This is a genomic window from Streptomyces sp. NPDC023157 (genome assembly GCF_055560575.1).
The window spans coordinates 720,183-746,492 of sequence record NZ_JBVHIL010000002.1; the positions used below are offsets into that span (position 1 = coordinate 720,183).

At 73.9% G+C, this 26,310-nt stretch carries 23 protein-coding genes; 11 read left to right on the plus strand and 12 right to left on the minus strand.

What is annotated here, in order from left to right; translation table 11 throughout:
- The first annotated feature begins 32 nt into the window (after positions 1-32).
- Positions 33-848, plus strand: coding sequence for an alpha/beta fold hydrolase (locus ACZ3ZE_RS08855; RefSeq protein WP_361172966.1), 816 nt, complete (start codon positions 33-35; stop codon positions 846-848).
- Here ACZ3ZE_RS08855 and ACZ3ZE_RS08860 read toward each other — a convergent pair whose 3' ends face one another.
- Complete coding sequence (locus ACZ3ZE_RS08860) at positions 849-1,796, minus strand: NADP-dependent oxidoreductase (protein WP_361173658.1); 948 nt, start codon at positions 1,794-1,796, stop codon at positions 849-851.
- Positions 1,797-1,889: 93 nt separating this feature from the next.
- Between ACZ3ZE_RS08860 and ACZ3ZE_RS08865 the strand changes: the two genes are divergently transcribed.
- Positions 1,890-2,861, plus strand: a complete 972-nt coding sequence (locus tag ACZ3ZE_RS08865; protein WP_361172963.1) for a GlxA family transcriptional regulator — start codon at positions 1,890-1,892, stop codon at positions 2,859-2,861.
- Between the two features lie 3 nt (positions 2,862-2,864).
- Here the strand turns inward: ACZ3ZE_RS08865 and ACZ3ZE_RS08870 are convergent, their stop codons facing one another.
- Entirely contained in the window at positions 2,865-4,025 is a 1,161-nt protein-coding gene (locus ACZ3ZE_RS08870; RefSeq protein WP_361172961.1) for an aminotransferase class V-fold PLP-dependent enzyme, read from the minus strand.
- Positions 4,022-6,004, minus strand: a complete 1,983-nt coding sequence (locus tag ACZ3ZE_RS08875; RefSeq protein WP_467258115.1) for a carbohydrate-binding protein — start codon at positions 6,002-6,004, stop codon at positions 4,022-4,024. The genes ACZ3ZE_RS08870 and ACZ3ZE_RS08875 overlap by 4 nt, the downstream gene beginning before the upstream one ends.
- A 159-nt stretch (positions 6,005-6,163) precedes the next feature.
- Here ACZ3ZE_RS08875 and ACZ3ZE_RS08880 point away from each other — a divergent pair, with 159 nt between their 5' ends.
- The 6 genes from ACZ3ZE_RS08880 to ACZ3ZE_RS08905 all read left to right on the plus strand — a co-directional run bounded on the left by ACZ3ZE_RS08880 (position 6,164) and on the right by ACZ3ZE_RS08905 (position 12,732).
- Entirely contained in the window at positions 6,164-7,528 is a 1,365-nt protein-coding gene (locus ACZ3ZE_RS08880) for an ABC transporter substrate-binding protein (RefSeq protein WP_361172957.1), read from the plus strand.
- Positions 7,525-8,454, plus strand: a complete 930-nt coding sequence (locus tag ACZ3ZE_RS08885; RefSeq protein ID WP_361172954.1) for a carbohydrate ABC transporter permease — start codon at positions 7,525-7,527, stop codon at positions 8,452-8,454. The genes ACZ3ZE_RS08880 and ACZ3ZE_RS08885 overlap by 4 nt, the downstream gene beginning before the upstream one ends.
- A complete protein-coding gene (locus tag ACZ3ZE_RS08890; RefSeq protein ID WP_361172951.1) occupies positions 8,451-9,287 on the plus strand; it encodes a carbohydrate ABC transporter permease in 837 nt (278 codons plus the stop codon). Before ACZ3ZE_RS08885 ends, ACZ3ZE_RS08890 begins: the two co-directional genes overlap by 4 nt.
- A 14-nt stretch (positions 9,288-9,301) precedes the next feature.
- Positions 9,302-11,092: a glycoside hydrolase family 36 protein gene (locus ACZ3ZE_RS08895; protein WP_363292462.1), complete on the plus strand. Its 1,791-nt coding sequence runs from the start codon at positions 9,302-9,304 to the stop codon at positions 11,090-11,092.
- Positions 11,089-12,084 carry a LacI family DNA-binding transcriptional regulator gene (locus ACZ3ZE_RS08900; RefSeq protein ID WP_361172945.1) on the plus strand — a complete coding sequence of 332 codons (996 nt, stop codon included), beginning with the start codon at positions 11,089-11,091 and terminating at the stop codon, positions 12,082-12,084. The genes ACZ3ZE_RS08895 and ACZ3ZE_RS08900 overlap by 4 nt, the downstream gene beginning before the upstream one ends.
- 183 nt (positions 12,085-12,267) lie before the next feature.
- Positions 12,268-12,732 (plus strand): GreA/GreB family elongation factor, encoded by a 465-nt coding sequence (locus ACZ3ZE_RS08905; RefSeq protein ID WP_442305995.1) that lies wholly within the window; start codon positions 12,268-12,270, stop codon positions 12,730-12,732.
- 50 nt (positions 12,733-12,782) lie between these two features.
- Here ACZ3ZE_RS08905 and ACZ3ZE_RS08910 read toward each other — a convergent pair whose 3' ends face one another.
- The 9 genes from ACZ3ZE_RS08910 to ACZ3ZE_RS08950 form a co-directional block, all read right to left on the minus strand.
- The gene (locus ACZ3ZE_RS08910) at positions 12,783-13,418 is read right to left on the minus strand and encodes a DUF1345 domain-containing protein (RefSeq protein ID WP_467258118.1); all 636 of its coding nucleotides are present in this window, start codon (positions 13,416-13,418) and stop codon (positions 12,783-12,785) included.
- 8 nt (positions 13,419-13,426) lie between these two features.
- Positions 13,427-14,251: a family 1 encapsulin nanocompartment shell protein gene (locus tag ACZ3ZE_RS08915; protein ID WP_361172936.1), complete on the minus strand. Its 825-nt coding sequence runs from the start codon at positions 14,249-14,251 to the stop codon at positions 13,427-13,429.
- Positions 14,252-14,257: 6 nt separating this feature from the next.
- The gene (locus tag ACZ3ZE_RS08920) at positions 14,258-15,307 is read right to left on the minus strand and encodes a Dyp-type peroxidase (RefSeq protein ID WP_467258120.1); all 1,050 of its coding nucleotides are present in this window, start codon (positions 15,305-15,307) and stop codon (positions 14,258-14,260) included.
- A gap of 262 nt (positions 15,308-15,569) precedes the next feature.
- Positions 15,570-17,408 carry an ABC transporter ATP-binding protein gene (locus tag ACZ3ZE_RS08925; RefSeq protein WP_467258123.1) on the minus strand — a complete coding sequence of 613 codons (1,839 nt, stop codon included), beginning with the start codon at positions 17,406-17,408 and terminating at the stop codon, positions 15,570-15,572.
- 109 nt (positions 17,409-17,517) lie between these two features.
- Positions 17,518-18,105 (minus strand): hypothetical protein, encoded by a 588-nt coding sequence (locus ACZ3ZE_RS08930; RefSeq protein ID WP_361172927.1) that lies wholly within the window; start codon positions 18,103-18,105, stop codon positions 17,518-17,520.
- Positions 18,106-18,248: 143 nt separating this feature from the next.
- Positions 18,249-19,601, minus strand: coding sequence for a cytochrome P450 (locus ACZ3ZE_RS08935; RefSeq protein ID WP_467258126.1), 1,353 nt, complete (start codon positions 19,599-19,601; stop codon positions 18,249-18,251).
- A 50-nt stretch (positions 19,602-19,651) separates the two neighbouring features.
- On the minus strand, positions 19,652-20,881 hold the full coding sequence (locus ACZ3ZE_RS08940) for a wax ester/triacylglycerol synthase domain-containing protein (RefSeq protein WP_363292467.1): 1,230 nt from the start codon (positions 20,879-20,881) through the stop codon (positions 19,652-19,654).
- Positions 20,878-22,080 (minus strand): beta-ketoacyl-[acyl-carrier-protein] synthase family protein, encoded by a 1,203-nt coding sequence (locus ACZ3ZE_RS08945; protein ID WP_361172918.1) that lies wholly within the window; start codon positions 22,078-22,080, stop codon positions 20,878-20,880. Before ACZ3ZE_RS08945 ends, ACZ3ZE_RS08940 begins: the two co-directional genes overlap by 4 nt.
- A complete protein-coding gene (locus ACZ3ZE_RS08950) occupies positions 22,077-22,310 on the minus strand; it encodes an acyl carrier protein (protein ID WP_361172916.1) in 234 nt (77 codons plus the stop codon). The genes ACZ3ZE_RS08945 and ACZ3ZE_RS08950 overlap by 4 nt, the downstream gene beginning before the upstream one ends.
- A gap of 138 nt (positions 22,311-22,448) precedes the next feature.
- On the opposite strand from ACZ3ZE_RS08950, the gene ACZ3ZE_RS08955 reads away from it, so the two are divergent.
- Genes ACZ3ZE_RS08955 through ACZ3ZE_RS08965 form a run of 3 tightly spaced genes read left to right on the plus strand, consistent with a single transcriptional unit; the run spans position 22,449 to position 25,982 of the window.
- Entirely contained in the window at positions 22,449-22,997 is a 549-nt protein-coding gene (locus ACZ3ZE_RS08955; protein WP_361621655.1) for an NUDIX domain-containing protein, read from the plus strand.
- A gap of 10 nt (positions 22,998-23,007) precedes the next feature.
- Positions 23,008-24,597: a prenyltransferase/squalene oxidase repeat-containing protein gene (locus ACZ3ZE_RS08960; protein WP_467258128.1), complete on the plus strand. Its 1,590-nt coding sequence runs from the start codon at positions 23,008-23,010 to the stop codon at positions 24,595-24,597.
- Positions 24,594-25,982 (plus strand): cytochrome P450, encoded by a 1,389-nt coding sequence (locus ACZ3ZE_RS08965; RefSeq protein ID WP_467258131.1) that lies wholly within the window; start codon positions 24,594-24,596, stop codon positions 25,980-25,982. Before ACZ3ZE_RS08960 ends, ACZ3ZE_RS08965 begins: the two co-directional genes overlap by 4 nt.
- Positions 25,983-26,310 lie beyond the last annotated feature (328 nt).

A 26,310-nucleotide genomic window follows, 5' to 3' on the forward strand; every position in this document is an offset into this window, starting at 1 on the left:
ACGCCCGTGCCGGATCGTCGCAGGGAGCACGCATGGCAAAGGTCGAGGTCAACGGCGTCGGACTGTTCTACGAGACCGGCGGTGACGGTGACCCCCTGGTCCTGGTGCACGGCTCCTGGGGCGACCACCACGACTGGGACGGCGTCGTCCACGGCCTCGCCCTGCGCCACCGGGTGCTCGTCTACGACCGGCGCGGGCACAGCGAGAGCGACCGGCCGGCCGGGCCGGGTTCGCGCGCCGAGGACGAGGAGGACCTGGCCGCGCTGATGGAGACGCTGGGCTTCGCGCCCGCCTTCGTCGTGGGCAACTCCTTCGGCGCGTCCACCGCCCTCGGGCTCGCCGCCCGCCGCCCCGAACTGTTCCGGGCGATCGCCGTGCACGAGCCGCCGCTGCTCGACGTGGTGGCCGACGTGCCCGACTACCGCGACGAGGTGGCCGCGACGCGCGGCCGGATCGACGGCGTGAGCGAGCTGCTGCGATCCGGTGACGCCCTCGCCGGTGCCCGGGCCTTCGTCGACACGGTGGCCTTCGGGCCCGGCGCGTGGGAGCAGTTCCCGCAGGAGCTGAAGGACACCTTCGTCGCCAACGCCCCCACCTTCCTCGACGAGCAGGGCGACCCGCACTGGGCCGCCCTCGACCTCGAAGGGCTGCGCGGCTGTGCGGCCCCCGCCCTGCTCACGCGCGGCTCCGAGAGCCCGCACTGGTTCTGGGCGGTGTGCGAGCGGATCGCCGGGGCGCTCCCCGGGGCCCGCACCCAGGTCTTCGAGGGGGCGGGCCACGTCCCGCACGTCACCCATCCCGAGCGTTACGTGGAGGAGTTGACGGCCTTCTTCGCCGCGGCCGAGTAGTCAGGCCCCGGCGCTGTCCACCACGAGGACGATCTTCCCGGTGGTGCGGTCCGTCTCGCCGAGGGCGTGGGCCTCGGCGGCGGCGGAGAGCGGGAAGACCGCGTCGACGTGGGCGCGCAGGGCGCCGCCGGCGACGAGGTCGGCGATGGCGGTCATGCCGCCGTGGTCGGCCTCGACCAGCAGGGTGACGGCCCGGACGCCGCGCTCGGCGGCCTTCGCGGCGTCGTCGGGGTCGGTGGGCGGCAGGATCGAGACGACGATGCCGCCGGGGCGCAGCACGTCGAGGGAGCGGGTGCGGGTGTCGCCGGAGACGGGGTCGAGGACCACGTCGATGTCCTTCGTCGCCTCGCGGAAGTCGACCGAGCGGTAGTCGATCACCTCGTCCGCGCCGAGTGAGCGCAGGAACGCGTGCTTGGGGGCGCTGGCGGTGGCGATCACGTACGCGCCGCGCGCCTTGGCGATCTGTACGGCGAGGTGGCCGACGCCGCCCGCGGCGGCGTGGATCAGCACGCGCTGCCCGGAGCGCACTCCGGCGGTGTCGACGAGCGCCTGGTACGCGGTGAGGGCGGCCAGCGGCAGGGCGCCGGCCTGGATGTGGTCGACCTCGGCGGGCTTGCGGGCGAAGGCGCGGGCCGGGCCGGTGACGTACTCGGCGTGGGCGCCGACGCCGTGCGGGTACGGCAGCATGCCGAAGACCTCGTCGCCGGGCGCGAAGAGGGTGACGCCGAAGCCGACGGCCTCGACGACGCCGGATACGTCCCAGCCGAGGACCTGGGGCAGCGCGCGCAGGAAGAGGTTCTCGGTGGCGCGGTGCTTCCAGTCGGTGGGGTTGAGGCCGGAGGCGCGGACGGCGACCAGGATCTCGCCGGGGGCGGGCGCGGGGCGCGGGACCTCGGTCACCTGGAGGACCTCGGGGGACCCGTGGGTGTGCTGGGTGATGGCGCGCATGGTGGCGGTGGCGGTGTTCGTCATGACGCAAGCCTCGCCGGGCGCCCCGGCCCGTACCATGGCATGAATGCCATCTTTCGACAGGATCGTGCCATGGGAAACGCCCACCGCGTCGTCGTCCTCGCCCTGGACGGGGTGTACCCCTTCGAGCTGGGCATCGCCAACCGGGTCTTCGGGACGGCCGGGGACCGCTACGAGGTCCTGACCTGCTCGGTCGACGGCGGGCCCGTCCGGACCAACTCCGACTTCTCGGTCACCGTCGAGCACGGGCCCGAGGTGCTGCGCACCGCCGACACCGTGATCCTGCCGCCGTGCGACACCGCCCTCCTGACCCGCGAGCTGCCGGAGGGGATCCGCGCGGCCCTCGCGGCCGTGCCGGAGGGCGCGCGGATCGTGTCCATCTGCACGGGGGCCTTCCTGCTGGCCGCCGCCGGTCTGCTCGACGGGCGGCCGGCGACCACCCACTGGGGGCTGGCGGACCAGTTCCGGGAGTGGTTCCCGCAGGTCGCGCTCGACCCGGACGTGCTGTTCATCGACGACGGCGACGTGCTGACCTCGGCGGGCGCCGCCTCGGGCGTCGACGTCTGCCTGCATCTCCTGCGGCGGGACCACGGCACCGCGTTCGCCAACCGGGTCGCGCGCGCGTGCGTCGTCCCGCCCTGGCGGGACGGCGGCCAGGCCCAGTACATCGAGCAGCCGGTGCCCGGACCCGACGCGAACGGCACCTCCGCCACCCGCCAGTGGGCGCTGGAGAACCTGCACGAGCCGCTGGCCCTCGCCGATCTCGCCGGGCACGCCCGGATGAGCCTGCGCACCTTCGCGCGCCGGTTCAACGAGGAGGTCGGCATGAGCCCGGGCCGCTGGCTGATCCAGCAGCGGGTGACCCGGGCCCGCGACCTCCTGGAATCCACCGACCTGGCCGTGGACGACATCGCGGGCCAGGTCGGCTTCGCCACCGGCACGTCCCTGCGCCAGCACCTGCACGCCGCGATCGGGGTCACGCCACTCGCGTACCGGCGTACGTTCCGGGGCGGCGTGGGTGTCGGCGTCGGCGTCGGCGTCTAGGCCTCAGCGCCCGTCCAGCAGGGCGCCGAGTCCGGCGGCCAGCCGTTCGTACTCCTCGGGCCGGTTGTAGATCTGCCCGCTGATCCGGATGCCGCCGCCGTCCGGCCAGGCCCAGACGAGGGTCCGGCAGCCGAGGCGGGCGGCGATCTCCTCGCGCAGCGCCGCCGCCTCGGGCTGGGTCCGCGCCAGGCTCCGGGGCAGCCGCAGGGACCGCATCGCGAGCCCCTCGTCGTACGGAAGGCGCGTCACGCCGGGGAGGCGGGCCAGCAGTTCGGCGCCGTGGGCGACGAGGGCGCTGTTGTGGGCGCGTACGGTCGCGGCGCCGAGGCGCTCGATCAGGTCGAGGCCCTCGGGGGCGGCCAGCCAGCCGGTGTAGTCGGCGGTGGCCCGGAACTCGACCGCGCCCGGGAAGCCGCGGGCGTACTCCCAGGAGGGCACCGGGGCGGGGATCCGGTCGCGGAGCCCGGGGGCGACCGCGAGGACGGCGGTGCCCGAGGGGGCGTAGGCCCACTTGTGGAGGTTGCCGAACCAGAGGTCGGGCCGCCCGGCGAGGGGGTCGGCGAGCATCCCCGGCGCGTGGGCGCCGTCGACGACGGTGGTGATCCCGCGGGCGCGCAGTTCGGCGAGCAGCCGGGGCGAGCCGAGGAGCCGCGCGGTGGGCGAGCTGATCTGGTCGAGGAGCGCCACCCTGGTCCGCGGGGTGATCCCGGCGAGCACCGCCGCGACCAGCGCGTCCTCGTCCGGCAGTGCCGGGTCGAGGGCGACGGTGGTGAGCGGGGCGCGCCGGGCGGCGGCGGTGACGACCGTGCCGTAGCCGTGGTCGGTGACCAGGATCTCGTCGTCGGGGTCCAGGCGCAGGGCGTCGAGCGCGAGGTTGGCCGCCTCGGTGGCGTTGGCGACGAAGGCGAGGCCCTCGGGCTCGGCGCCCAGGTGCGCGGCGATCCGGGTCCGTGCCTCGGCGAGCCGGTCGGGGACGTCGCGGAAGAAGCGGTCGGGGTCGGCGGCGGCCTCCTCCTCGATCCGGCTGCGGACCCGCGCGACGGGGACCGGGACGGCGCCGTACGAGCCGTGGTTGAGGTGGGCGACGGCCGGGTCGAGCCGGAACAGGGCGGCGCCGCCGGGGAATTCCCCGGGTGCGGCGGGCCACACCGCTTCGGGGCTCATCGGACCTCCACCGTGACCGTGCGGCCGGGGGCCACCCGGGTGCGGACCGTCGTGTACGTCACGCCGTCGACGACCTCGGTACGGGCCGGGCGCGGCGCGCCGTCGACGCGGACGGAGGCGTGGGCGCCGGGGAAGCGCGCCACCCAGGTGTAGGGGCGGGTGCCGGAGGTGTGGGTGAGGGTGGAGCGAAGGACCGCCGGTGCCGTGTCGTGCCGCAGGGTGAAGGCGGAGTCGCCGACGCGCAGGTCCGAGACGCTCAGCCAGTCCATGCCGGAGGGCAGGCGCGGCTGGGTGGTGAGGGTGCGGGCGGGGGCGTCGGGGGTGACGCCCATGAGGCCCTGGACGGTCTGGGCGACGAGGGTGAAGGAGACCTCGGGGTAGTCGCCGTTGGTGCCCTGGCGGGTGTTGACGTGCTGGACGTCCTTCTCGGCGTAGATGCGGCGCATCCACTTCCAGGCGGTGTCGGCGCGGTTGTCGGTGAGGAAGGTGTCGGGGAGGTAGGTCAGGGCCTCGATGTTGTCGGGGCGTCCGTCGCCCTCGGCCTGGGCGTCGATGTAGTCGAGGTAGGCCTCGCGGCGGGCGCCGGGGTCGATGATCCGCTTCATCGGCATGAACCAGCTGTTCTCCTTGCCCCAGCCGGTCAGCGCGCGCCCGTCGGTGGTGTAGCCGCGGACCATGTCGGCGCCCGAACCGGTGCCGCTCCAGGTGGTGTTGAAGTAGGTCCTGAGCTCGCGGGCGCGCCGGTCGAAGCGGGCGGCGGTCTCGGTGTCGCCCTTGGCGCGGGCGAGGGAGGCCATCGCGCGGTAGGCCTGGTACTGGGAGCCGATGGCGTCGCCGGCCTCGGCGAGCGGCTCGTCGCTCTGCTCGTTGTAGCTGGCGGTGCCCTGGAAGATGCCGTGGCCGGTGCCCTCGGCGACGCGTACGGGGCCGTTGTCCTTGGTGCCGTCGTGGAGGGTGACGAACTCCTCGGTGGTGTGCCGGTAGAAGTCCCACAGGGCGGGGTCGTCGAGGTAGGCGGGGTCGCCGCTCCAGCGGTAGGCCTCCTCGGCCTTCTGGACGAGTTCGAAGGGGGCGGGCACCTCGCGGACGAAGAGCTTCGGGCCGCGGTAGTCGATGGAGAGGGGGCTGCGGTTGTCGAAGTTGAGCGCCCACACCGGGTAGTAGGCGTGCTCGGGGGTGGCGGTGGCGGCGAAGGCGCGGAGCATCTCCTTGTTCTCGCCGTGCAGGCCGAGGACGCCGGCGCCGGCGAGCTGGTGGGCCATGTCGCGGGAGTAGTAGCCGCTGCGGTTGGCGTAGCCGGCCCAGTAGGAGGGGCCGTAGACGCCGGTGCCTGTGCCGCCGGTCTGGCGTTCGTCGGCGTCGAGGGGGCCCTGGGTGCCGGGGAGGTGGACCCAGCTGTTGGCCTTGTGCTTGGCCCAGTCGAACATCTCGACGATGTGCGGGTCGCTGGAGGTGATCCGGGGGTCGGCGGGGGCCGCCGGGGAGACCATCACGTCGTCGACGTTGATCCAGCCCTGGCCCGACTCGAAGGCGATCTCCAGCCGGTCGCCGGGGGCGAGCGTGATCCTGCCGAGCGTGTGGCGGCGGTAGTGGGCGCCGGCCGGCAGCGGCTGCTCGGCGACGGTGGTGCCGTTGACGCGCAGGAGGTAGCGGCCGCCGGGGCCGCCGGTGGCGACCCAGGCGGAGACGAGGTAGCCGCCGTGGCCGGTGGCGGTCACCGTCTGGGAGACCTTCATGCCGCTGCCGGCGTCGAGGTAGGCGAGGCGTCCGCCGGCGTGCGGGTTGTTGCTCGCGACGCCCGTGCCTGCGGTGAACTCCCATCCCTTGCCGCCCTGTTCGAAGCCGGGGTCGGTGACGGCCAGCAGGGCGGGGGCGGCCGGTGGGACGGGCCGCGCGGGGGTGGCGTGCGCGGTGGTGAGCGGGGCGAGCGTGGTGAGCAGCGCGACGGCTGAGAGCAGCGTGAGGCGGGTGCGCGTCATGAGGGTGGTCTCCCGGATCGGGTCGGGTCGGCGCGCGGCACGCTAGCAACCGGCCCGGAGGCATAGCAATGGATCAGGCAACATTCCCTGACGGATCAAACTGAAAGTTTTCATTGCAGGCTTGCAACTCCGATGGGTCGGCTTGTAGCGTCCCGCCCCATGACAGACAGAGACTCGGCACGACACCCCGCCCGGCGACACCTCCTGCGCATGGGAGGCGGCGGAGCCCTGGCCCTCGCGCTCGCCGGCTGCACCGGCAGCGGCGCCGCCGACGCGGGCGCCTCGGGCACCGCGGGCGACCCCCGCAAGGGAAAGATCACGGTCTGGTCCTGGCAGGGACCGGCGGCCGAGCTCAAGGCCCTCATACCGAAGTTCAACAAGGAGTTCCCGGACATCCAGGTCACCGTCGAGGACATCGGCAACCCGGCGATCTGGGACAAGATCACGGCCGGTCTGGCCGCCGGCGGCCAGGGCCTCGCCGACGTCCTGCACATCGGCGTGGACTACCTGCCGGGGTACGTCGAGCGCTTCCCCGGCGGCCTCGCCGACCTCGCCCCGCTGGGCGCCACCACTCACAAGGACGCCTTCGCCGCCGGACTGTGGCAGACCGTCAGCCCCGACGGCAAGCGCGTCAACGCCCTCCCCTGGGAGGCCAACTCGGCGGGCTTCTACTACCGGGCCGACCTGTTCGAGCGGGCCGGGGTCGACGTCGGCGCGCTGCAGACCTGGGACGAGACCATCGAGGCCGGCAAGCGGCTCAAGGCCCGCACCGGCGTCCACCTCCTCGGCATCGACAAGCCCGCCTCGCAGCCCGACGCCGCCAACTTCTTCCAGATGCTCCTCCAGCTCCAGGGCGCCTTCTACTTCGACCTGGAGGGCCGCATCACCCTGGAGTCCCCCGAGGCCGTCCGGGCCATGACGCTCATCAAGACGATGAACGACGCCGGGCTGGTCAGCGACCTCGCCGGCGGCTGGAACGCCCTGATGAGCTCCCTGAAGCGGGGCACCGCCGCCGTGCTGCCCTGGCCCACCTGGTTCGGCGGGATCATCCAGGAGCAGGTGCCCGCCGAGGCCGGCAAGTGGAAGGTGCGGCTGCCCCCGGCCGTCCGGCGCGGCGGCCCCACCGCGGCGACGGTGAACTCCACCCACCTCGCCGTCGCGGGCAGCAGCAAGCAGCAGGCCGCCGCCTGGACCTTCATCGAGTTCGCGCTGACCCGGCCCGCCTCCCAGGTGAGCATCTACCGCGGCAAGGGCATCGCGCCCGCCCTGATCAAGGCGTACGACGACCCGGTCTTCCACGAGCCGTCGGCGTTCTTCAGCGGGCAGCGCAAGGGCGAGGTCTTCCTCTCCGCCCTCAAGGCCCCCAGCCCCGCCGTGAACTACACCGGCGACTACGCCCGCGCCCTCAAGCTGGTCACCGACGCCCAGTCCCAGGTGCTCCTCAAGGGCGCCGACCCGGCGAAGGTGCTCGCCACGGCCGCCGGTGAACTGGCCCGGCAGACGGGGCGGAAGGCCGTCCGATGACGCAGGTCACCACGGCGGCCGGCACCACACCGGCCGCCGCCGCACCCCGGCCCGCCGCACCCCGCCCCCGGCGGCGCGGCCGGGCCGCCCCGTACCTCTTCGTGCTGCCGGCGCTGCTGCTCTTCGCCGGGTTCAAGCTCTACCCCATCGCCTGGTCCTTCCTGATCAGCCTGCACCGCACGGTGGGCGGCGTCGACACCTTCGTCGGCGCCGACAACTACCTGCGGCTGGCCGAGGACCCGCTGCTGTGGACCGCGCTGCGCAACACGCTCCTGATCCTCGCCGTCCAGGTGCCGCTGATGCTCGCGCTCGCGACCGGCCTCGCCGTCGCCCTCGACTCCACGCTGCTGCGCGGCCGGCCCGTCTTCCGGCTCGGCTTCTTCCTGCCGATGGTCACCGGCCTCGTCGCGTACGGCATCGTCTTCTCCGTCCTGCTCAACAAGGACTACGGCCTGGTCAACTGGGTGTTCGGACTCTTCGGCGCCGACCCGGTGCCGTGGCTGACCGATCCGATGTGGGCGCGGATCTCCCTGGGCCTGGCACTGACCTGGCACTACACCGGCTACAACGCCGTCATCCTGCTGGCCAGGCTGCAGACCGTGCCGCGCGAGCTGTACGACGCGGTCGCCGTGGACGGCGGCGGGGCGTTCTCCGCCTTCCGTCACGTCACCCTGCCGGGGCTGCGGCCCGCGCTGCTGCTCACCACGGTGCTGTCCACGATCGGCACCCTCCAGCTCTTCGACGAGCCGTACGTGCTGACCGGCGGCGGCCCCGACAACGCCACTCTGACCATCGGCGTGTACCTGTACCAGAACGCCTTCAAGTACTTCGACTTCGGCTACGCCTCCGCCATCGCGTACGCCCTCACCGTCCTCGTCGGGCTGCTCGGCCTGATCCAGTTCCGCCTCCTCGGGGAGAAGCCGTGACCGCCCGCCGCGCCCGCAACCCCGGGCGGAGCATCCTGCTCACCTCCGCGCTCGCCCTCGCGCTCGCCGTCGTCGTGGTCCCGTTCTACTGGCTGGCCGTCGGCGCCACCCACAGCTCGGCCGAGATCTTCGACAGCCCGCCGCCGCTGCTGCCCGGCGGGCACCTCGGGGAGAACCTCGCCACCCTCCAGGACACCGCCGGCTTCGGCCGGGTGGTGCTCAACTCCCTGGGCATCTCGGTGGTCTACACGCTCCTCGCGGGCACCGTGTGCACCCTCGCCGGATACGGCTTCGCCACCTACCGCTTCCGCGGCCGCGGGCTGCTGTTCGGGCTGCTGATGCTCGGACTCGTCGTGCCCGCGCAGATCACCCTCGTGCCGCTGTTCAAGATGATGGCCGAACTCCACTGGCTCAACACCTACCAGGCCGTCATCGCCCCCAACCTGGCGCTGCCCTTCGGCATCTTCCTCATGCGCCAGTCGATGGGCACGCTGCCGCAGGAACTCCTCGACTCGGGGCGGATGGACGGCTGCGGCGAACTGCGGCTGTTCTGGCGGGTCGCCCTGCCGCCCATGCGCCCGGCGCTCGCGGCCCTCGCGCTGTTCCTCTTCCTCTACCAGTGGAACGACTTCGTCTGGCCGCTGATCGTGCTCCGCGACGAGAGCGCCTTCACCATCCCCGTCGCGCTCGCCTCGCTCCAGGGCCTGGACGAGACCGACTACGGCGCCATCCTGGCCGGCACCTCCCTCGCCGCCGTCCCCATGGCGGTGGTCTTCCTCGCCCTCCAGCGGCACTTCGTCTCCGGCCTCCTCGCGGGTGCCGTGAAGGAATGAACCGGACAAGCGACATGAGCCAGCTCAGCCCCACCACTCCCCCGCCCACCCCCGCGGTCACCACCGCCCATCTGGCCCCCGCACCCGCCGAGCCACTGCTCGACGCCGTGTCGATCGCCGTCCTCACCCCCGGCCAGGACGGCCCACGCCCCCGCTGGACACTGGACCCGCTCACCGACGGAGTGCGGATCCTCGAAGTGGACGCCGACGGACGGCCCGTGGAGATCCGCCTCTCGGTGCCGCTCGGCGACACCGCCGGCTACTGGCATCCGCAAGGCGCCTGGCGGCGCACCCTGGTCGCCGACTGGGAAGGCCGGGCACGGGTCAGCCTCGTCGACGGGGCCGCCGTCGGCTGCCTGTACGAGCACACCGGCGCCACCCTGCTCGCCTTCGCCGCCGCCGACCCGGTCCCCGAGGCCACCCTCCGCTTCGGGGTGTCGGAGGAGAACGACACCCACGTCGTCCACCTGAACCTGCCCGCCTCCGCCGCACCGCACCGGCTGCTGCTCGTTCCGCGCGCCCCCTCGGTCGCCGCCGCCCTGCGCCCGCTGCGCGCCTGGTTCGCCGCCGACCGCCCGCCCATGCCCGTACCGGACAGCGCCCGGCTGCCCGTCTACTCCACCTGGTACGCCTTCAACCAGGACGTCACCGCCACCGCCGTCGAGACCCAGGCCCGGATCGCCGCCGGACTCGGCTGCGGGGTGCTGATCCTGGACGACGGCTGGCAGGCGTACGGCAACGGGCGCGGCTACGCCGGCTGCGGGGACTGGCGCCCCGACCCGGCGAAATTCCCCGACCTGGGCGAGCACGTCACACGGGTGCGCGCCGCCGGCCTCCGGTACCTGCTGTGGGTCGCGCCGCTGCTCGTCGGCCCCGAGGCGGACTGCTTCGCGGAGTGGGCCGAGGCGGCACCCGCACCCGCCACCGTCCCGGGCGCCCAGGTCCTCGACCCCCGGCTGCCCGAGGTGCGCCGGCACGTCGTCGACCTGTGCGTCTCCCTCGTCAGGGAGTACGAACTCGACGGCCTCAAGCTGGACTTCCTCGACGAGGCCGCCGTGTACGCGGGCGACGGCGGCGAGGACGTGGGCCGGGCGATGACCGAACTCCTCGCCGAACTGCGGGCCGCCCTGGAATCCGTACGGCCCGGAGTCCTGCTCGAACTGCGCCAGCCGTACGCCGGTCCCGGCATGGCCCCGTACGGCAACATGCTGCGCTCCTTCGACTGCCCCGCCGACGCCACCGCCAACCGGGTGCGGACGCTGGACACCGCGCTCCTCGCGGTCGGCGGCGCGGTCCACTCCGACATGCTGATGTGGTCGCGGACCGCGCCGGTCGAGGCGGTGGCCCGCCAGCTGATCGGCGCGCTCCACGCGGTGCCGCAGATCTCCGTACGCCTGGACGGACTGCCGGACGCGCAGCTGGCGGCCGTACGGTTCTGGCTCGGGCGCTGGCTGCGCCACCGCGAGCTGCTGTTGGACGGGCTGGTGGAGCCGGGCCGGCCGGACGAGCTGTACCCGGTGGTGACCGCGGCCCGCGGCGACGAATGCCTGGTGAGCGTGCACGGCGACCGGGTGACGGAGCTCGACTTCACCACGTACCGGAGCTACCACCTGGTCAACGGCTCCGACCGGGACCGGCTGATGGTGGACGTCCGGGGCGGCGGGAACGGGGTGACCGCCCTGGTCCACGGGCCGGACGGCCTTATGATGGATGATCCGCTGTCGATCCCGTCGGAGGGGCCCCGCTCCCTGGCCGTACCGCGCGGCGGTCTGGTTTCGCTCGCACTCACGGAAGGACCGCGATGAAGGTCGGCATCACCGACGTCGCAGCCCGGGCACAGGTCAGCGAGGCCACTGTCAGCCGGGTGATCAACCGGCGGCAAGGGGTGTCGAAGAAGACCCGCGAAGCCGTCGAGCAGGCCATGGCCGAGCTGGGCTACGAGCGGCAGACACAGGGTCAACTGGTCGCGGTCGTCACCGAGTTCGTCTCCAACCCGTTCTTCGCGGACGTCGCCGAACGGATCGAGTCGGCGCTCGCGCCGCACGGCCTGAAGACGGTGCTGTGCCCGGTCTTCCCCGGCGGGGTGCAGGAGCTGGACTTCCTCAGCTCGCTCGTCGACAAGGGCATCGCCGCCGTCGTCTTCCTCTCCGCGTCCAACACCGTGGAGGGCGCGGACACCGACGGCTACGAGCTGCTGCGCCAGCGGCGCGTGCCGTACGTCGGCATCAACGGCGAGTTCGCGGACGGCGTGCCCGCCCCGGTGTTCTCCACCGACGACGCCCTCGCCGCCGAACTGGCCGTGGACCACCTGCACCGCCTCGGGCACCGGCGGATCGGCATGGCCTCGGGCCCGGCGGGCAACCGCCCGGCCGACCGGCGGGTGCGCGGCTTCGTCGCCGCCATGGAACGGCGCGGCATCGACGACGCGCAGCGCTGGGTGGTCCGCCAGTCCTACAGCGTGGAGGGCGGCCAGTCGGCGGCCTCGTCGCTGGTCGGCCTCGGCGCCACCGGGATCGTCGCAGCCAGCGACTTCATGGCGCTCGGCGCCGTCCGGGGGATCCGCAGGCAGGGCCTGTCGGTGCCGGGCGACGTGTCGGTGGTCGGCTACGACGGCTCGACGGTCACCGAGTTCACCGACCCGGCCCTCACCACGGTCCGCCAGCCCGCCGACCGGCTCGCCCTGGAGGTGGGGCGCAGCGTGCTGGCCCTGGTCAGCAACCGGGAGGTCCCCACGGGCGAACTCCTCTTCGACCCGGAGCTCGTGATCCGCGCCTCCACCGGACCCGCCCCCGCCTGACCGGGGACGGACCGGGGCCCGCACCGGCCGGTGCGGGCCCCGTTCGCGGGGGCGCGGGCCCGGTTTGCCAGTGCGTGGGCCCCGTTCGGGGGGGGGCGGGCCCGGTTTGCCGGGTTCGCACGGTGATGCGGTAATGGGAAACGCCGTATCCCCATCCGCCCCACCAGTGACGCGGGAGCAGCCATGACCGACGGCCCCCAGCCCCTCAGCACCGACGATCTGCGCGAGCTGGAGCGGGAACTCGCCGAGCTCCGCGCCGCGCGCGCGAAGGTGGCGGCGACGCTGCCGGACGACGACATGGTGGGCGACCAGGCGGACACGGCCGAGGAGCTGGACCGGGCCACGGACGTCGCCCGTCTGGACCAGCGCATCGACGAGATCGAGGCGCGGCTGCGCACGGCGTCCGTCGCGGCGCCGCCGCCGAGTGACACGGTGGGCCTGGGCAGCACCGTCACCGTGCGCTTCGCGGACGGCTCGGAGGCGACCGTCACGGTCGGCGAGCTGGCCGAGGCCCCCGATCTGAACCTGGTGACCACCGACAGCCCGCTGGGCCGCGCTTTGCTGGGGCACGGCGCGGGCGACACCGTCACGTACCGGACGCCGGAGGGCACCACGACGGCGACGGTGGTGTCCCTCGGGACGCCCTGAGGGACGCCCTGAGGGACGCCCTGAGGGACGCCCTGGCCGGTGACGACCCCCTAGCCGGCGACGAGGGTGGCCACCAGGTTGATCGTCGTCGCGAGGATGCTCGCACCGAACACGTACGACAGCAGGCAGTGGCGCAGCACGACCGCGCGGATCGCCGAGCTGGAGACGTCGTTGTCGGAGACCTGGTAGGTCATGCCCAGGTTGTAGCTGAAGTAGAGGAAGTCGCTGAACCGGGGCGGCTGCTCGGAGTGGAAGTCGATGCCGCCGCCGGGCTCCCCGTAGTACATGTCCGCGTAGCGGGTGGCGTACATCAGGTGCAGCGCCGCCCAGGCCATGAAGACGCCGGCGAGCGCGATCGCCGCGGCGGCGTGGCCGGTGCCGGGGTCGGCGCCCAGGAGCAGCAGCACGATGGCGACCAGGCCGCTCAACGCGGCCGAGACGACCGCGATCTCCGCCAGGAGCGGCCGGAAGTCCTCCCGGCGTACGTTGCGGTGGGTGGTGTCGGCGTCCATGGGCCAGAGCACGGCCCAGCCGGTGACGACGAAGACCGTCTCGGCGGTGGCGATCCCGGACAGCGTGCCCAGCGCCACCCTGGTCAGCAGGGCGACGACCAGGCCGACGACCGCTCCGGCGAGGGTCGAGCCCACCAGACGGGGCACCGCGGACAGGGGCAGCAGCTGACGCATCGCGCGGCTCAGTGGCGGAGCACGACGACGGCCTCGTCCGTGTAGGTCAGGAACGTGAGCGTCTCCTGGAAGTACAGGTCGATGCCGTGCGCGTCGTGCGACGTGTAGCCGATGGCCACGTCCTGGCCGAGCCGCAGCTCGAAGTCGCCGCCCCGGGTGGAGAGGACGAACGCGCCGCTCAGCGCCGGCGCCCACAGCGGCGGGCCGTCCAGCATCCGGGCCAGGTGGGCCGCGATCGGGTAGCCGTGGTCGGAGGTCTCGCTGACCGCGCTGTACTCGTCGGCACCGAGCAGCAGCGCGTACGGGCCGTCGACTCCGGCGAGCCGCAGCGAGGTCAGGGCGCGGCTGACGGCGTCCGGGTAGTCGCGCGGCTCGGCGGGCAGCGCGAGCACCGGGTTGGAGCTGCGGTCGCGCAGGCCGTCGACGCCCGCCGCCGGATAGCCGTCGAAGATCGCCCGGTCCTCGGCGAAGGCCATGGCGCGTGCCGCGTCCTTCACCGGCTGCCAGTCGGAGTCGCTGGAGCCGCGCTCGACGTCGTCGACGGCGGCCCTGCTGACGGTGAACGGCACGCGCAGCTCGACCAGCGGCTTCGCCTCGCGCAGCCGGGCCGTCACCCCGGGGGCGGGCGGGGCGATCTCGGTGAGGTGTCCGGTGCCGACGGAGGCGAGGCCGGGACCTGCGGCGTCGGGCACGTCGACGACGCGGCGGCCCGCGACATGGCGCCGGAAGGTGCGGCGGGCCTCTTCCTCGATCTGCTCCCAGGCGGCCTGGGTGACGGGGGCGAGTTCGCGGTGCAGGTTGGTGGTGCCGGCCGGGTCACCGGGAGGCGTCATGGCGGGTCACGCTCCTTTCATGCTGCCGATGCCGAGGCCGTCGCCCACGTCCGTACGGACGGGCGCGTCGGTCGCGGTGGTCACCGCGCCCTCCGTCACCGGGCCACCGATCGTGGCGGCCGTCGTGGCCGGCGGGCCCGGCAGGTCGTCGAGGAAGTCGGCGCTCGGCACGTGGAAGAGACAGCCGGTCACGGCCGTGGAGAAGTCGAGGATGCGGTCGGTGGTGCCGGGCGGGTCGCCGAGGAACATGTGGGAGAGCATCAGCTCGGTCACGGCGGGGGTGCGGGCGTAGCCGATGAAGTACGTGCCGAACTCGCCGCCGCCGACGTTCCCGAAGGGCAGGTTGGCGCGCAGGATCTGCCGCTCGGTGCCGTCCTCGTCGGTGAGGGTGTTGAGCGCGACGTGCGAGTCCGGCGGCTTGACGTCGTCGGCGAGCTCCACGTTGTCCGCCTTGCGGCGGCCGATCACGCGCTCCTGCTCCTCGACGGTGAGCCCCTGCCAGGCCGTCATGTCGTGCAGGTACTTCTGCACGATGACGTAGCTGCCGCCCCGGAACCCGGGGTCCTCGTCGCCGACGAAGACGGCCTCGGCCGCCACCCCGCCCTCGGGGTTCTCGCTGCCGTCGACGAAGCCCAGGAGGTCGCGCTCGTCGAAGTAGCGGAAGCCGTGCACCTCGTCGACGACGGTCGCGGCGCCCGCGAGGCTCCGCGCGATCAGCCGGGCCAGCTCGAAGCAGAGGTCCATGCGCTGGGCGCGGATGTGGAACAGCAGGTCGCCGGGTGTGGCGGGGGCGCGGTGCCGGAGCCCTTCCAGGGGGATGAAGGGGTGCAGCTCGCGCGGGAGTGGTCCCTCGAAGAGGCGGCCCCAGGCCGTGGCGCCGATCCCGAGCACACAGCTGAGCGCCCCCTCGGGCTCGCGGAAGCCGACGGTGCGTACCAGTCCGGCGAGTCCGGCGATCGCGTCCCGCGCCACGGCCTCGCCGCCGGGGTTCACGGTGGCCACGAGGTACACGGCGGCCTTCGAGGGCGGGGCGAGGACGGGCTGCGGGGTGACCACGTGACTCCCGGACGGACGAGAAGCGACAAAGGGCGCAAAGCAGGCACAAGATCCGCGCCCAGCGTAGCCGGGCCCGGCCCCGTGCGCAGTCCGGGGACGGCGCACGGGGCCGGGCGGGAGGGCTCGCGGGCCGTGCGCCGTCGTGGGGCGGCGCACGCGTCCGGGCGGGGAGGGCTCGCGGGCCCGGCGGGGGCGCGGGCTCGCGGGGGCACGGGGTCCGGGCCCGACGATGGGGCCCCGCGCCTCCGGCTCCGGGACGTGCTCAGCGCACCCCCGCCCGCTCCGCCGGCTCGTCGAGGAAGCCGCCCGACTGGTGCTGCCACAGCTTGGCGTAGGCGCCGTCCGCCGCCAGGAGCTCGTGGTGCGAGCCCTGCTCGACGATCCGGCCGCGGTCCAGGACGACGAGCCGGTCCATGTGCGCGACCGTGCTGAGCCGGTGCGCCACCACGAAGGCCGTGCGCCCCTCCATGAGGCGCCACAGGGCGTCCTGGACGAGGACCTCGCTCTCCGAGTCCAGCGCGCTGGTCGCCTCGTCGAGGAGCAGGATCGGCGCGTCGCGCAGGATCGCCCGGGCCAGCGCGACCCGCTGGCGCTGCCCGCCGGACAGCTTCACCCCGCGCTCGCCCACCATGGTGTCGAAGCCCTCCGGCAGGGCGTCGGCGAACTCGGTGACGTGCGCGGCCTCGGCGGCCCGCCGGATCTCGGCCTCGGTGGCGTCCGGCCGGGCGAACGCGATGTTCTCCCGCAGGGTGCGGTGGAACATCGCCGGGTCCTGCGGGACGTACGCCATCAGGCCGCGCAGGTCGGACTGGCGCATCCGGCTGATGTCCTGGCCGCCGACGAGGATCCGCCCGGCGTCGATGTCGGTCATCCGCAGCAGCAGCCGGGTGAGCGTGGTCTTGCCGCTCCCGGACCGCCCGACGAGCCCGATCTTCGCCCCGCCGGGCACGTCTAGGTCGAGCCCCTGGAAGAGCGGGTCGCCGCCCGTGTGGGTGAAGGTCACCCCCTCGAAGCGCACATCGGCCTCCCGGGAGCGGAGCGGCTCCGGGGCCTCCGGGTCGCGCACGACCGGCTGGACCAGGAGCAGTTCGGTGAACTGCGCGGCCTCCGTCATCGAGCTTTCGAGGCGGCGGTAGATCTGGTTGAACTCGAACATGATCCGGGTGGCGTTGGAGTAGTACGTGAAGGCGACGACGAGCGCCTCCACACCGTGGTCGCCGGCGCCGAGCGACAGGGCGAGGACCAGGCCGAGCACGTTGGTCAGCACCGACAGCGGTGCGACGAGCGTGTCGATGCGCAGGTTGCCGAAGTCCCAGGAGCGCAGGGTGAGCCGGCGCGACTCGGCGACGCGGGACCGGTGCTCGGCGGCCTCGCGCCCCTCGGCGGCGAAGGCCCGTACCGTGTCCATGTTCATCAGGCTGTCGGCGACGTGCCCCGACACCCGCGCGATCGCCTCCTCCCGGTGCCGGACCAGGACCTGACGGCGGCGGATGAGCGGCCGGACGCAGACACCCGTGAGGGTGATCATCACGAGGAGCCCGACGACGAGCAGCGGCTCGTACGTCCACAGCACGACCGAGGCGAAGATCAGCGGCACGAAGCTGCCGAAGACCGAGAAGGTGAGGGTGTCGACGAACTCCTCGAAGCGGGAGGCGAAGCTCAGCACCCGCTTGGTGAGCGATCCGGCGAAGTTGTCGTGGAAGAAGGCGGCGTCCTTGGCGAACAGCTCGTCCATGCCGAGGACGTACAGGTGCTCGATGCCGAGGGCGTCGACGCGGTTCAGACAGTGCAGCCCGAGGCGCCACAGCGTCTCGGCGAGCAGCAGCACACCGGCGAAGCCCAGGACGTAGGGCAGCACGGGGCCGAGCCCGCCGCCGGAACCCCCGGCGAGCCGGCCGACCAGCTTGGCGACGAGCAGGGGCGCGACGTAGTAGATGCCGATGTTGCCCAGCGCCGGGAGCAACAGGGCGGGCACGGTCAGACGTCTGAGCCTGACCAGCTCTTGTGCGTAGGAGCGCAGTGCGAGGAGCACCGGGCCCCTGGCGGACGGCCCCTCGGGCGCCTCCGCCGGCGGGCCTCCGGGTGATTCAGACGTACCCATACCAACCCTGCTTTGTCGGACGTGACGGGACAGGACGGTGAGTGTTCCGCGCGGGCCCCCTCGCCGTCCAAGGGTTTTTCCCGCGCACGGAAAAGGACTTGACAGGACATCAGCCGCTCGCGGGCGCCTTTTCCGCCGCACGTCGGCGCCGCGCGTACGCCACCGTCAACACGGCCAGCAGGGGTCCCCACAGAACCAGTGGCGAGTAGCAGACATAGAAGGAGGCCGCCTCCCAGCCACCGGCCTCGCTCGGGAAGTCCCCGGGCAGGGCGTCGCCCCGGATGGTCGTCCCCAGGACCTGGGTGACGGGGGTCAGCAGCGTCCACATGAAGGTGAGGAGAGCCGCGCCGACCGCGGCCGGGACGACGGCCGCGCCCGTCGGGACCCGCAGCCCGCGCAGGACCGGGATCCAGCGGGGGAACACCTCGCCCCAGCGCGCGATCAGGCCGAACGCGGTGAAGGCCAGCGCCTCCGACAGGACCGACAGGAAGACGACGTACACGCGTTCACCGGCCCCGATGTCCCGGTCGAAGGCGGCGGGCAGCCGCCACAGGCTCGACGGCAGGACCGCGAGCACCACCCCGTACGCGGCCAGCCGGGTGCGCCGGGACACCCCCGCGACGGGCTCGTGCGCCGCCCGCCACGCGGCGCGGAACCTTCCGGAACGGGCTTCTCGGGTGGGCGCGGGCGGGCGCATCGGGGGTTCCCTCCGTCGTGACGGGCCCGGTCGGCCCGTACGACCCGACGATCGCGCGGAGGAAGGGGCCGCCGGATCGCCCGGGGGACCGAATCGGTTCCGCCGCGCGACCGAGGGAGGGTGCTCCGTGAGGAGTACGGGCCCTACGCCCGGGCCGCGGTGAGGGTCCCCCGTACGGACCCGTCGGGACGCAGGTTGGCGCCGAAGACGGCGCTGCGGGGCGGGGTGGTGAGCGACGGCCGGTGGGCGGGGAGCAGGAGGCGCAGCAGGGTGAGCATCTCCTGGAGCGCGAAGTGTTGCCCGAGGCAGGCGCGCGCCCCGATCCCGAACGGCTGGAACGCGGCCGGGTGGTGGGGGCGGTGCCCGCCCGGGAGGAAGCGCGCGGGCTCGAAGCGCTCCGGGTCGGGCCAGAGCTCCGGGATGCGGTGGGTGAGGTACGGGCAGGCCAGGACGCTGGTGCCGGCGCCGATCGGCAGGCCGTCGAGGACGTCGTCGCGGGCCGCGTGCCGGGGGACGAGCCAGACGGCGGGGTAGAGCCGGAGCGTCTCCTGGACGAGGGCGCCCAGCAGGGCGTCGCGGGCGGCGGGCCCGTCGGCCGCCGCGTACGCGGTGAGGAACCGGTCGTGGACGTCGGGGTGCCGGTCGAGGAGGACGAAGAGCCAGCACAGGGTCTGGGCGGTCGTCTCGTGTCCGGCGACGAGCAGCGTGACGAGTTCGTCGCGGATGAGCCCGTCGGTGTACTCGGGCTGGGTCTCGGCGGTGTCCAGGAGCAGGTCGAGCAGGTGGGGCGGGCCGTCGGGCTTCGCGTCGGCCCGCCGGGCGCGGGCCAGGCCGATGACGCGGTGGGCGGTGGTGTCGATCTGCGCCAGTGCCTCGTCGACGGCGAGCGCGGGGTCGGGCCGGGCTCCGGCGAGCGTGGGCAGGGAGGCGACGACGGTGTCGACGGCCTCCAGTTCGCGCTCCGTCGCCTCGTCGAGGGCGGTGCCGGTGAGGGTGCGCCAGATGGTGTCGAGCGCGAAGAAACGCATGTCCCGGCCGATGTCGACCTGCGCGCCGGCACCGGCGGCCGCGTCCCAGCGGACCGCGATCCGCTCGGCGGCCCCCGTGATGTGGTGGGCCCAGCGCCGGGTCCCGGCGACGGTGAACTGGGCCTGCAGCAGCTTGCGCTGGCGCTTCCAGGCGCCACCCGAGGCGGAGATGAGGCCATCACCCAGAAGGGGGCGGGCGCGGTGCCCGTGCTTGACGTAGACCTCCGGGCGCTTGGCCAGCATCTCCTGCGTCTGGTCGGGGCCCGTCGCCAGGACGAACGGACGCTCGCCGATGCGGAGCGCGGTCAGCGGCCCGGCCTGCGCGGCCTCCCGGAGGAGCTCGACGACACCACCCGAGGAGGACGGGGGTGGGGTCGGGACCGGGGTCGGCTGCGAGGTGGGGCCGGAAACAGGAACGGGAACGGGGGCGTCGGGCACGTCGGTGGACACGGGCGCGGAGGGGGGCATGGCTTCCTTACTGGTTTCCTGGTGCGGCGGGCCCGCGGGCGCCCCGCGGGTCAGCTGTCGAGGGCGCGCCGCAGGTCGTCGACGGCGGACCGCCACAGCCGCGGCAGCAGGTCGAGCTCCGGCGTCGGCCGGTCGGTGCGGAAACTGACGTGCAGCTGCCCCCGGTACGACGTCCAGGCGATGAAGAGGCGCTGGCCCGGCACGAGGACCGGGATCGGGTACACGTGGCGCACGGGGGTTCCGGCGAACTCCAGGGCGCGCCGCAGCCGGACGTCGGCGACGCTCAGGGCCGCCGTGCGCGGGTCGATGGCGCGGCGCAGGGCGAGCCGGTCGAGGACGGGCCAGCGCGCGCGGAGCCGGTGCGCCCGGCGCGCACGGCCGACCAGCCGCTCCCCCGGCACTCCCTGGACCAGCCGCCGCAGCCGCGCGAGCGGGTCGGGCTCGTCGACGGGGAGTTCGACGCTCAGGACGCCGACCTGGTTGCCGATCGGGCGGACGGGTGTCGCGGGCGGCCGCAGGCTGATGCCGAGGTTGGCCCGGAGCGGCGCGGTCCCTGCGAGCGGCGACCACTGCCGAGCCGTGGCGGTCGCCAGGGCGAGGCACAGCTGGTGCAGCGAGACCCCGGTGGCGCGGGCGGCATGGAACAGGACGCCGGTGTCGAGGCGGGTGGTGACGACCCGCCCCGGGCCGGGGGCCGCCGCCTCGGGGTCGTCGCGGTCGTCGGCGGCGAGGGGGGCGGGGGCGGTCCCCGGCGCCGGTCCGAACAGTGCCTCCACGGCGGCCATCGCGGCGAGGCCGTCCTGGAACGCGTGATGGACGCGGTAGCAGAGCGCGTACCCCTCCGCACCCGGCTCGCGCGACCGGACCAGCCACACCCCCCAGAGCGGCCGGTCCTCGGGGAGCGGCCGGTCGAGGACGGCCGCCAGGGCGGCGTCGGCCGCTCCGGCGGGGCCCGCGGGCCGCTCCGCCTCGTACACGTGCCGGGCGATGTCGAAGTCGGGGTCCTGGGCCCAGTACGGGCGCTTGCCCGTCAACCCGTACGGGCGGTACGTCAGTTCCGGCACGCCCCGGATCCGCGCGCGCAGGTGGTCCGCCAGCTCGCTCGTCCCGGGCGGCGGCCCGTCCAGGCGCAGCACGGCGCCGAGGATCATGTCTCCGCCGTGGTCGGCCAGTTCGAGGGTGATGCGGTCCCGTTCGGTCAGCGCGACCCGGGGCAGCGCGGGAACTCCGCCGCGCGGTGCGGGGATGCGGGCGCTCGTCGCGCCGGTGCGGGCGGTCACGCGGCGGCGAGGACGAGGGCCACGTTGTGCCCGCCGAAACCGACGGACAGCGACAGGGCGGCGTCGATGCGCGCGGTGCGGCGGGCGCCGGACACGTCGACCTCGATGCCCGGACCGGGCACCGTGAGGTTGGCGGTCGGCGGGACGACCCCCTTCTGGAGGGAGAGCGTGGTCAGCGCGGCCTCCACCGCGCCGGCCGCCCCCATCAGATGCCCGGTGACCCCCTTGGTGGAGGTGACCGTGGGCCGATGGGCGAACGCGCGGGCCAGCGCGGCGCTTTCGATCGCATCACCGCGGGGTGTACTGGTGCCGTGCGCGTTGACGTGCTGGATGTCGCGCCGGTGGAGCCCCGCGTCGCGCAGCGCGTCGTCGACGGCGGCGGCGATACCGGTGCCCTGCGGGTGGGGTGCGACGGCGTGATGGGCGTCGGAGGCGGACCCGTGCCCGACGATCCGCGCCCTCACCCTGGCCCCCCGGGCGGCGGCGTGCTCCGGCCGCTCCAGGACGAGGAACCCGGCCCCCTCGGCGATGAGGAAGCCGTCCCGCTGCGCGTCGAACGGGCGGGAGGCGCCCAGCGGGTCGTCGTACCGGCGGGACAACGCGCCCAGCCGGTCGAAACCGCGCAGGTGGTACGGGGTGAGGCCGGCCTCCGTGCCGCCGACGAGGACGAGGTCGCAGCGTCCGAGCGCCAGCATGTCGCAGGCGACGGCCAGGGCGGTCGCCCCGGAGGCGCAGGCGGTGTTGACGACCGCGCTGGTGCCGCGCGCGCCGAAGGCCATCGACACCAGCGCGGCGGGCGAGTTGGCGAGGCTGCTGGGCAGCGCCAGCGGCGGGACGTCCTCGGGCGCGGTGTCCAGCAGCGGCCGATAGTGCTCGTACGTCTCCGCGCCGGCCGTTCCTGAGCCGACGAGGACGGCGACCCGGTCGCCGTCCCACTCCGCCGGGTCGAGGCCCGCGTCGTCCAGCGCCTCCCGCGCGGCCAGCAGGGCGAACTGCCCGGCCCGGTCGGGCTTCCAGCGGCGGGCCTCGCCCAGCCGCCCGGCGTCGAACTCCGGCACCCGGCCCACCACGAACGTGCCGTGCGCGCTCCGGTGCAGGGCCGCCGCGGGCTCGCCCGCGCACACCCGGCGCCAGCTCTCCGCCCGGCCGTCCCCCGCGGGTGTCAGCAGCCCGACACCGGTGATGGCGGCGTCGGTCACCGCTCCGCTCCCGCGCGCTGCCCCACGGCCGTGGCCACATCGGCGAGCGTCGCCGCGGAGAGGATCTCCTCCTCGGGGATCCGGATGCCCTTCTCCTGCCGCAGGATCAGGGCGAGTTCGGCGGCGAACAGCGAGTCGAGGCCCGCCTCGTCGCGCAGGGCGTCCGGGTTCAACTGCTCCGGTGGCATTCCCATGCCGATGAGGGTGCTCTTGAGCTCGTCGAAGGTCATGACGCTCCTGGATCGTGCGGGCGGGTGCCGCACACGCGGCACCGCGGTTCGAACCCGGCGGATATTACCGTGCGAACGCACTTGATCACATACGGTAGTGTTCGCCGGCATAGCGATCACCGGCACTGGAGGGGCGGCGTGACGGCGCACGAAACCGTGGACTACGTCGACGCGGACGACCGTCCCGTGACGCGCGGACCACGCGGCGGGGCCGCGGCCCGAGGCCTGTACTACCGGGTGGCCGCGACCGTCTGCACGGACTCCGCCGGCCGCCTCCTGGTCTACCGCCGACCACCCTGGGCCGCGGTCTACCCGGACCACCACGACATCCTGATCGGCGGCTGCCCCCGGGCAGGCGAGGCCTACGCGGACGCCGCAGCCCGCGAACTCCACGAGGAACTGGGCGTCCTGGCCACCCCACGCCTGGTGCTCCACCAGCCGCGTCCGTCCCCCGCCGGACGCTGCTGGCTTGCCGTGCACGTGGCGGAGATCCAGGCGCCCCCGAGCGTCGACGCGCGCGAGATCGCGGAGCACTTCTTCGCCCCACCGGCCGACCTCCTCGACCACCCGCCGACACCGTTCGTCCCCGAGGGCCGCCGGGTCCTGGCCCAACTGCTGGCCCGGGGAATCCCGTTGGCACCCCCTGACACCAGGCACCTCCCTCCCCCCACCACCCGTCCGACGTGAGAAGGACACCGTGACCGCAACACCGACGCCCACGGCCACCAGGCCCGCGGAAGTCACCCCCGCAGCCCTCCGCTGCCGGACCCTGCTGGCACGCAAGGTCGCCGCCGGGGTCGGCCCCGAGGGTCTGCTGCCCGCCCCGTGCGAGAGCCGGGTCCTGGAATCCGCCCTCGCCCTCGCCCTGTTGACGGCGGAGCGGGCCGAGGAGGACGCGGCCGCCCGCCTCACCGCGTACCTGCGCACGACGCTGCGCACCAGTCCGCCCGACCCCTTCCAGCGCGCCGTCGCCCGGGCGGTCCTCGGCCGGGACGGCGACGCGGGCGCGGCGCTCGACGCCGGACTCCACGGCTTCGACCACTTCACCGCCGGCCGCAAGCGGCTGATGTTCGGGACGGTGCTCGCCGCGCTCGGCGCGACCAGGTTCCCGGACGTCCCCTGGGATGCGTACGACGCGCGGCCCCAACAGAGCTGGCTGCACATGGAGATGAAGGCGCTGAAGGTGCTCGCCGCCCAGGGCACCGGGCGCCCGGACGTCGTACGCGACGAGGACTGGGACGCGCTGCTGCCCGCCCTCGAACCCGGTCCCGCGTGGGAGCGCAACAACCTGGCCCAGCTGCTCGCGCTGCTCGCGCTGCGCCACTCCCCCCGGCATCGCCAGGCTCTCGGCGACGTCCTCAAGCACGTCGCCGGCCGCCTGCGCCCGGACGGCGGCATGCCGTTCATCGACGGCATGACCGTCTTCACCACCGCGGCCGCCGGGCTCGCCCTGTCCCTCCTGCCCGCGCCTCCGCCGTGCGTGGCGCCGATGGCCGACGCCCTCGCGCTCCGCCGCAATCCGGACGGCGGTTACGGCTTCCACTCCGGTGTCGCGCAGAGCGACGTCGACGACACCTGCTACGTCCTGGAGTTCCTCCGCCGCGCGGCACCCGTCCGGCACCGGGCGGCCATCGCCGAGGCGGAGCGCTATCTGCTCGACGTCCGCAACCCCGACGGAGGTTTCCCCACCTTCGCCCGCGGCACCAGCTCCGAGATCGCGATGACCGCCGCCGCGGCGAGCGCGCTGGCGCCCAACCCCGAGCGTCGGGACGTGGTGGCCGAGGCCCTGCGGTACGTCGTACGGAACCAGCGGCCCGACGGGACGTTCGAGCGCAGTTGGAGCCGCAACGCGACGAACGCGGTGTTCCGCGCGGTGCTGGCGCTGAACGGCGTCGACGCGTACGGGGAGGAGTACGGGCCACGGGCACGCGCGGCCGAGCGGTCGCTCACCCACCTCGCGGCCACCCAGCACAAGGACGGCGGCTGGGGCCACGCCGAAGCCGAGCCGAGCGACCCGATCAGCACGGCGTACGCCGTCATCGCCCTGGCGTCCGCCGGGCCCCTCCGCGACAGGAGCACGCTCGAACGGGCGCTCGCCTACCTGATCGGCCGCCAGCGCCCCGACGGCGGCTACCGGAGCCGCCCCGACCAGGCGGGGCCGAGGCCGCTGCTGTACGACGTGCCGGCCCTGGCGGACGTCTTCGTCCTGCTGGCGCTGTCGCACGCCACGGCCGTCCCGGGCGTGCGCGCCACGGCCGTCCCGGGCGCGCGGGACGGTGCGCGATGAGCGTCCCCGCACCGACCCGCCCGCTGATTCCCCGCCAGGCCCCGGGCGGCCTGCCCCTCCTGGGCCACGCCGTGGCGATGCAGCGGCGCAGGCTCGACCTGCTGGAGGAGGTCCAGCGCCTCGACGCCGGCCTGGTCGCCCTCCGCCTGGGGCCGCAGCGGATGCTGATGGCGACCGACCACCACCTGGTGCGCGAACTCCTGGTCCAGCGGGCGGAGGACTTCGGTCCCAGTCCCCAGTACCGGCTGATGGAACAGGTCACCGGCCAGGGCCTGCTGCTGTCCGAGGGCGCCTTCCACCGCCGCCAGCGCCGACTCATCCGCCCCGCCTTCCGGCACGCCCGCGTACGCCACTACGCGGAGCTCATGACCGACCTGACCCGCACCTGGACGGAGGGGCTGCGCGACGGCCAAGTGCTGTCACTGGACGAGGAGTTCGGCAACCTCGCCTCCTCCATCGTGGTCCGCAGCCTCTTCACCCAGGGCATCACCGAACAGGACGCCGCATCCGTGGTCGAGGCCATGACCGACGTCATGGCGTGGGTCGGGGCGCGCGGATCGGACCCGCTGCCGTTCCTGGCGAAGCTGCCCACCCGCGTCAACCGGCGTTTCGCCCACGGCTCGCGCACGCTGCACACCCTGGTGGACACCGTCATCGCGCACCGCCGCGGCCTGGACGCGGAGGCCCCCGACGACGTGCTGACCTGGCTGCTCGCGACGACCGACGCCGAGACCGGCGAGCGGATGTCCGACCGGCAGGTCCACGACGAGGTGATGACCCTCCTGACCGCGGGGACCGAGACGACCTCCCGCACCCTCGCCTGGTGCCTGTACCTGCTGGCGCGTCACCCCGAGGCCGAGGAACGCCTCCACGCGGAGGTGGACGCGGTGCTGGCGGGCCGGGCCGCCGGCTTCGACGACCTGCCGCACCTCCCGTACACCCGGCGCGTCCTCACGGAGACCCTGCGCCTGTACCCGTCCGGCTACCTGCTCTCCCGCGCGTCCGTCCGCGACACCACCCTGGGCGGGTACGCGGTCCCGTCCGCCACGACGATCCTGTTCTCCCCGTACTCCCTCCACCGCGACCCGCGCCTCTTCCCCCAGCCGGACCACTTCCGCCCCGACCGCTGGCTGCCCGACCACACGACGGAGGTCACCCCCGACGCGTACCTCCCCTTCGGCCTCGGCCAACACGGCTGCCTCGGCGAGGGCTTCGCCTGGACGGAGATGACCATCGCCCTGGCGACCCTCACTGCCCGGTGGCGGCTGCGGCCCGTCTCCTCCGCCCCGGTCACTCCCACGCCGACGTTCTCGCTGTCGTGCGGGCGGTTGCCGATGCGCGTGGAGACGAGGACGGCCTCGACGACCCCGGAAGCGGGGCCATGACCCCTTAAAAGATGTCCTGATCGGCCACGACCGGCTTGGCTGGCACCGCTGGGTGGTCGCGCCTCGCCGATGCCCAGCCCACAGATCCCGGCATGTGGTCAGAGAGGTCCGTCCGCGATGCGGAGGGACCTTCTGCCGATGGGATGGGGGTGACCGGAAGCACCCGCCTCCCCCACAACAATGAGGTTAAACAGGCTTTTACTCGCCTTGCCGCTCCCCCCTATTCAGAGGGACTCTCGCTTTCGTTCATCACGCCGGGCAACCCGACCGAACAGCCATGCGACGCAAAGAACAGCCGCCGAGCAGGCAAACGATACCGTTGCAGACC